The sequence below is a fragment of the Micromonospora citrea genome (genome assembly GCF_049629545.1).
GTDB classification, from domain to species: domain Bacteria; phylum Actinomycetota; class Actinomycetes; order Mycobacteriales; family Micromonosporaceae; genus Micromonospora; species Micromonospora citrea_A.
The window spans coordinates 53,223-59,608 of the sequence record NZ_JBNADX010000034.1 but is presented as its reverse complement, the minus strand read 5'-3'; the positions used below and the strand labels follow the sequence as shown (position 1 = coordinate 59,608).

General features: G+C 74.3%; 5 protein-coding genes. 2 read left to right on the top strand and 3 right to left on the bottom strand.

All coding sequences use genetic code 11. The features are described 5' to 3' along the window. Positions 1-17 precede the first annotated feature (17 nt). Complete coding sequence (locus ACPFP2_RS27065) at positions 18-806, bottom strand: sporulation protein (RefSeq protein ID WP_424092651.1); 789 nt, start codon at positions 804-806, stop codon at positions 18-20. Between the two features lie 213 nt (positions 807-1,019). On the opposite strand from ACPFP2_RS27065, the gene sigB reads away from it, so the two are divergent. After that, positions 1,020-2,036 carry an RNA polymerase sigma factor SigB gene (gene sigB / locus ACPFP2_RS27060; RefSeq protein WP_424092648.1) on the top strand — a complete coding sequence of 339 codons (1,017 nt, stop codon included), beginning with the start codon at positions 1,020-1,022 and terminating at the stop codon, positions 2,034-2,036. Positions 2,037-2,127: 91 nt separating this feature from the next. Further along, on the top strand, positions 2,128-2,535 hold the full coding sequence (locus ACPFP2_RS27055) for a VOC family protein (protein ID WP_424092644.1): 408 nt from the start codon (positions 2,128-2,130) through the stop codon (positions 2,533-2,535). A 75-nt stretch (positions 2,536-2,610) separates the two neighbouring features. Here the strand turns inward: ACPFP2_RS27055 and ACPFP2_RS27050 are convergent, their stop codons facing one another. Both ACPFP2_RS27050 and ACPFP2_RS27045 read right to left on the bottom strand, forming a co-directional pair. Beyond that, positions 2,611-5,187 carry a GNAT family N-acetyltransferase gene (locus tag ACPFP2_RS27050; protein WP_424092649.1) on the bottom strand — a complete coding sequence of 859 codons (2,577 nt, stop codon included), beginning with the start codon at positions 5,185-5,187 and terminating at the stop codon, positions 2,611-2,613. 9 nt (positions 5,188-5,196) lie between these two features. After that, positions 5,197-6,378 (bottom strand): acetoin utilization protein AcuC, encoded by a 1,182-nt coding sequence (locus ACPFP2_RS27045; protein WP_424092642.1) that lies wholly within the window; start codon positions 6,376-6,378, stop codon positions 5,197-5,199. Between the last annotated feature and the right edge of the window lie 8 nt (positions 6,379-6,386).

Genomic DNA, 6,386 nt, shown 5'->3' with positions numbered 1-6,386 from the left:
TGGGGGCTGGTGGGGGGTTAGAAGAAGAGGCCGCGGCGTTGGACGGACTGGCGCAGCCAGGCGTCGAGCTGGGCGGCCCAGTCCACCGTGTCGAGGGTGGCGTGGTCGACGGTGAAGCGGCCGAAGGCGTCACGACCCTCGGAGAGGACGCCGCCGCGCTTGTCGATCTCCAGCACCACCTGGGTCTGCCGCGGCTCGGTGATGAAGGTCAACTCCAGCTGGTTGATCGCGCGGGCGTACTGCGGGGCGGGGAAGAACTCGATCTCCTGGTAGAACGGCAGGCTCTGCCGTACGCCGTAGATGTGCCCACGCTCGACGTCGGCGCGGGCGAACCGGAAGCCCAGCCGCAGCACCGCCTCCAGCAGCCGCTCCTGCGCCGGCAGCGGATGCACCGACACCGCGTCCAGGTCACCGGAGTCGACCGACCGGGCCACCTCCAGCTCGGTACGCAGCCCCATCGTCATGCCGTGCAGGCGCTGGCCGTACAGGTCGGTCAGCGGGGTCTCCCAGGGCACCTGGAAGCGGAACGGGATGTCGTACCGCTGCCCCGCCTCCAGCCGGAACGGGCCGGTCACCTGCTGGCGGGCGAACTCCTGGTTGGTGTTGTACTCGGAGTCGGCGCCCTCCACCTCGACCCGGGTGACCAGGCCGAGCGCCACGTAGGAGATGTCGACGCCGTGGTCGCCGCCGGCCACCTGGATCCGCCCCTCCAGCTGACCGCCCGGCCGGCAGTGCGGGTTGGCCAGCACCGTCTCCACGGAAGGGCCGCCGACACCCATCGCCTGCATGAGCCGCTTGAAGACCACCACGTCCTCCATCGTTGTCGTCGCCGACCCCGATGGCCGACCGCTGGCACGGTAACCGCCCCCGGCAACAGACGTGACGCAGGACACCCGAACGTAACGCTGTCGGGTCCCCGATCGCCTCACTCCCGTTTCACGCCCCGGTTGGAAAGCTGTTCATCACCGGCACCACTGGGCCGGTACGCGGCACAGAAGCGGACACGGGGAGAGACTGAGATGGCCCTGCAGATGATCGAGCACCAGACGCGCCCGGCCGCCACCATCGACGCCGGACACGGCACGGAGGCCCTCACCGACCTCGACGCCACCGACGAGCGCGGCGTCTCCACCGACCTGGTCCGGGCGTACCTCAACGGCATCGGCCGGACCAAGCTGCTCACCGCGGCGCAGGAGGTGGAGCTGGCCAAGCGGATCGAGGCGGGGCTGTTCGCCGAGGAGAAGCTCTCCACGTGCACCCCGGTCTCCGCCGAGCTGCGGACCGACCTGGAGCTGATCGTCGCGCAGGGCCGCGCCGCCAAGGACCACCTGCTGGAGGCGAACCTGCGGCTGGTGGTGAGCATCGCCAAGCGCTACACCGGACGCGGGATGGCGTTCCTGGACCTGATCCAGGAGGGCAACCTGGGCCTCATCCGCGCGGTGGAGAAGTTCGACTACGCCAAGGGCTACAAGTTCTCCACGTACGCCACCTGGTGGATCCGCCAGGCGATCACCCGGGCCATGGCCGACCAGGCCCGCACCATCCGCATCCCGGTGCACATGGTCGAGCAGGTCAACCGGATGGTCCGGGTACGCCGCGAGCTGTCGGTCACGCTGGGCCGGGAGCCCACCGTCGCCGAGGTGGCGCGGGCGCTGGAGATCCCCGAGTTCCAGGTGATCGAGCTGATCTCGTACGACCGGGAGCCGGTCAGCCTGGACCAGGCCGTCGGCGAGGACGGCGAGAGCGCGCTCGGCGACTTCGTCGCCGCGGTGGACCCGAACGCGGAGCCGGCCGACGCCGCCGCGAACGGCGAGCTGCGCAACGAGGTGCGGATCGTGCTGGCCACCCTCTCCCAGCGGGAGCAGGCCGTGATCCGGCTCCGGTTCGGCCTGGACGACGGCCGGCAGCGCACCCTGGACGAGGTGGGCCGGGAGTTCGGCCTGTCCCGGGAGCGGATCCGGCAGATCGAGAAGGTGACGCTGCTGAAGCTGCGCGCACCGGAGCGGGCGCAGCGGCTGGAGGCGTACGCCTGCTGACCCACCCGGAACGGAAGGCCCCGGCGGTTCGCCGGGGCCTTCACGGTGTGCCGGCTTCGCAACGACGCACGGATCGGGCAGGGTCGGACGTATGAACTGGACGCTGGAAGTGGTGGTGGTGCCGGTCTCCGACGTGGACCGCGCCAAGGAGTTCTACGCCGACCGGCTCGGCTTCGCCGTCGACCACGACACCAAGATGGGGGACGACGGCCGGATAGTGCAGCTCACGCCCCCCGGATCGGGCTGCTCCATAGTGATCGGCAACGGCCCGGTGCCGAAGATGGAGCCCGGGTCGCTCAAGGGCATCCAACTGGTCGTGCCCGACCTGGAGAAGGCCCGCGCGGAGCTGGTCGAGCGGGGGGTCGAGGTCAGCGAGATCACGAAGATGGGGGACAACCCCCGCCCGACGCCGCATCCGCTGGACAACGTCGGCTTCGTCTTCTTCGACGACCCGGACGGCAACTCCTGGGCCGTGCAGCAGATCTCCGACCGGGCCTGATCCCGCGACGCCACCCGGGCCACCGCCACCCGTCCGGTGGCGGCGGGCCGGGGTCGTCGGCCCCGGCGGGGCAGGTCAGAGTCGGCGGGGGCCGGTGTCCGGGCGGGCGCCGGCCGTACCGACCCGGACGGTGGCGTGCAGCACCGAGATGCCGTCCGGCCGGGCCAGCACCGGGTTGAGGGTCAGCGAACGCACCCGGGGCTGCTCGTCGGCGAGCCGCCCCACCCGCAGCAGCAGGTCGGCCAGGGCGGCCCGGTCGACCGGGGCGGCGCCCCGATGCCCGCGCAGCAGCGGCGCGGCCCGTGGCTCGTCGACCAACTCGGCGGCGTCCCGCTCGGTCAGCGGCACCGCCCGCCAGGCCCGGTCGCCGAGCAGCTCGGTGGCGACGCCGCCCAGGCCGAACCCGACCACCGGACCGAACGCCGGGTCCTCCATCAGCTCGACCACGCAGGCCACCCCGGGCGGGACCATCGGCTGGACCAGGACCTCCGGGCCGAAGACCGGGGCCATCTCGGCGTACGCGCGGCGCAGCGCGGCCTCGTCGGCGAGGTCGAGGCGGACCGCGCCGAGGTCGAGGCGGTGCCGCAGGCCCGGGGCGGCGGCCTTGAGCGCGACCGGCCAGCCCAGCCGCCCCGCCGCCGCAACCGCCTCGTCGACCGTCGCCGCCGGGGCCGACCCGACCAGATCGATCCCGTACGCGGCGAGCAGCCCGGCCGGGTCGGACGGGTCGGCGCGCAGCGCGGCCTGCCCGGCGTCGGGGTCCACCCGGGACAGCTCGGGCAGTGTCCCCGGATCACGGCGCAGCCAGCCGGCGTACGAGGTGACCCGACCCAGCGCCCGGACCGCCTCCTCGACACTCGGGTACGCCGGCACCCCGGCGGGCACCCGTCCGGCGAGGAACGTCGCCACGGTGGGCTTGCCGGCGGCGAGCGTGGTCGGCAGCGCGGCGGTGAAGTCCGCCTCCTCGACGGTGAGCTGCCCCGGCAGCGGCGGGGCGAAGACGGCGACCAGGGCGTCGACGCCCTCGTCGGCGGTCGCCTCGGCCAGCGCCGTGGCGAACTCGGCCGCCCCGGCGTGCGGGCCGACGTTGCGCGGGTACCCGTCGGCGAGGACGAGCCCCTGGGTGGCGCAGGCGGTGGCGGCGAGCCCGGTCAGCGCCGAGGAGTTGCCCACCACGGCGACCCGGGGGCCGGCGGGCAGCGGCTGGTGGGCCAGGAGCACACCGACGTCGAGCAGTTCGGCGACGGTGTCCACCCGGATCACCCCGGACTGGGCGAAGAGCGCGCTCACCGCGGCCTCGTCCAGGCCCGGCCCGTCGCCCAGACCGACCGGGCGGGCCAGCGAGGCGAGCGCCACCACCGGCTTGTCCCGGCCGATCCGCCGGGCCAGCCGGGCGAACTTGCGCGGATTGCCGAAGGTCTCCAGGTAGAGCAGGATCACGTCGGTGCCCGGGTCGTCCTGCCAGTACTGCAGCAGGTCGTTGCCGGAGACGTCGGCCCGGTTGCCGGCGGAGACGAAACTGGACAGCCCCAGCCCCCGCCGGTGCGCCTCGGCGAGCAGCGCCACCCCGAACACGCCGGACTGGCTGAACAGGCCCACCCGGCCGGGCGCGGGCAGGGCCGGGGCGAGGGTGGCGTTGAGGCGCACCTTCTCGTCGGTGTTCGCCACGCCCAGGCAGTTCGGGCCGACGACCCGCATGCCGGCGGCGTGCGCGGCCCGCACCAGCGCCCGCTGCGCCGCCGCGCCGTCGGCGCCGGCCTCGGCGAAGCCGGCGGAGATGACCACCAGGCCGTGCACCCCGGCGGCGGCCGCGTCGGCGACCACCGTGGGCGCGACCTCCGGGGACACCGCGACGACCGCCAGGTCGATCTCGTGCCCGGCGTCGGCCGCCGAGGGGTACGCGGGCAGCCCGGCCACCGTGGTCGCGCTGGGGTGCACCGGGACGATCGCGCCGGTGTAGCCGCCGTCGCGCAGGTGACCGAGGACGGCCGCGCCGACTCCCTGCCCGGTGGCGCTGGCCCCGTAGACGGCGATGCCGCGCGGGGCGAGCAGCCGGGCGATCGAGCGCGCCTCGGTGCGGTGCTCCCGGCCGCGCTGCACCTCCAGGGTCGCCTCGGTGGGGGCGATCGGGAAGGTCAGGTGCACCACGCCGTCGGCGTACTGGCGCTGGACCTGGTAGCCGAAGTCGGCGAAGACCCGCAGCATCGCGCCGTTGGCGGGCAGCACCTCGGCGACGAAGTGGACGATGCCGTAGCGGCTGGCCGCGGCGGCGAGGTGTTCCAGCAGCACCGAGCCGATCCCCCGGCCCTGGTAGGCGTCCTCGACGACGAACGCGACCTCCGCCTCCGGCGCCTGCGGGCCGAGCCGCTCGTACCGGCCGACGGCGACGATCCGGCCGCCGGCGAGCACCACGAACGCCTCCCGGTCGCGGTGGTCGACGTTGACGAACCGTTGCAGGTCCCGCTCCGGGATGCGCGGGTACGGCGAGAAGTACCGCAGGTAGCGGGTGCGCTCGGAGAAGCGCGAGTGCATCGCGACGATCTCCGGGGCGTCGTCCGGGCGGATCGGGCGCAGCTGGACGGTGGTCCCGTCGCTGAGCAGCACGTCCACCGGTTGGTCCACGGTGGTGGTCACCGGTCGGTCTCCTCCCAGGTCCTCGGCTCAGTCGCGCGGGTCGTGCGGATCGAGCCCGAGCAGCGGGAAGACCGCCTTGCGGGTGGCCGCGATCGCCCGGTCCACCGAGTTCGGCTCGCCGGTCGGCTGCCACGGCTCGTACGACGGGTCGACGTCGTCGGTCATCCGCAGCGGGATCCGGCTGCCGGGCAGCCGCCGGGCGGCCAGCTCACGCCAGCTCGGCGGGGTGAGCGTGGCCGGCGCGACCGGCGCGCCGGTGGCCACGGCGAGCAGGTGCGTCCAGGCCCGGGGCACCACCTCGGCCAGGGCGTACCCGCCGCCGCCGGTGGCCACCCACCGGCCCTCGCAGAGCTCGTCGGCCAGCGCCCGCAGCGCCAGGTAGGTGGCGCGCTGCCCGTCCACGGACAGGTGCAGGTCGGCCAGCGGGTCGAGGCGGTGCCCGTCGGCGCCGCACTGGGTGACGAGGATCTGCGGCCGGAACGCCCGCAGCACCGAGGGCACGACCGCGTGGAAGGCACGCTGCCAGCCGGCGTCGTTCACGCCGGGCGGCAGGGGCAGGTTGACCGCGGTGCCCTCGGCGCCGGGGCCGCCGGTCTCGTCGGGGAACCCGGTGCCGGGGAAGAGCGCCAGCGGGGTCTCGTGCACGCTGACCGTGAGCACCCGCGGGTCGCGGTAGAAGATCTCCTGCACGCCGTCGCCGTGGTGCACGTCCACGTCCACGTACGCGACCCGCTCGGCGCCGAGGTCGAGCAGCCGGGCGATGGCCACGGCCGGGTCGTTGTAGACGCAGAACCCGGCGGCCCGGTCGGGCATGGCGTGGTGCAGCCCACCGGCGACGTTGACCGCGCGCCGGGCCTCGCCCCGCCAGACCGCCTCGGCGGCGGCCACACTGGCCCCGGTGATCAGGGCGCTGGACTCGTGCATCCCGGCGAAGACCGGGTTGTCCGAGGTGCCCAGCCCGTACCCGGCGAAGAGCGGGTCGTGCGGGGCGACCCGGACCGCGTCCAGGTAGTCGGGCAGGTGCACCCGGGTGAGCAGCGCGTCGGCAGCCGGCTCGGGCTCGACCAGCCGCACCCCCGGCCGGTCGAGGACGCCCAGCTCCCGGGCGAGCGCGACGGTCAGCTCGACCCGGACCGGGTCCAGCGGGTGCTCACCCATGTCGTAGGCGAGCAGGGACTCGTCCCACACCACCACCGTGTCGTCCGACATGAGGTCAT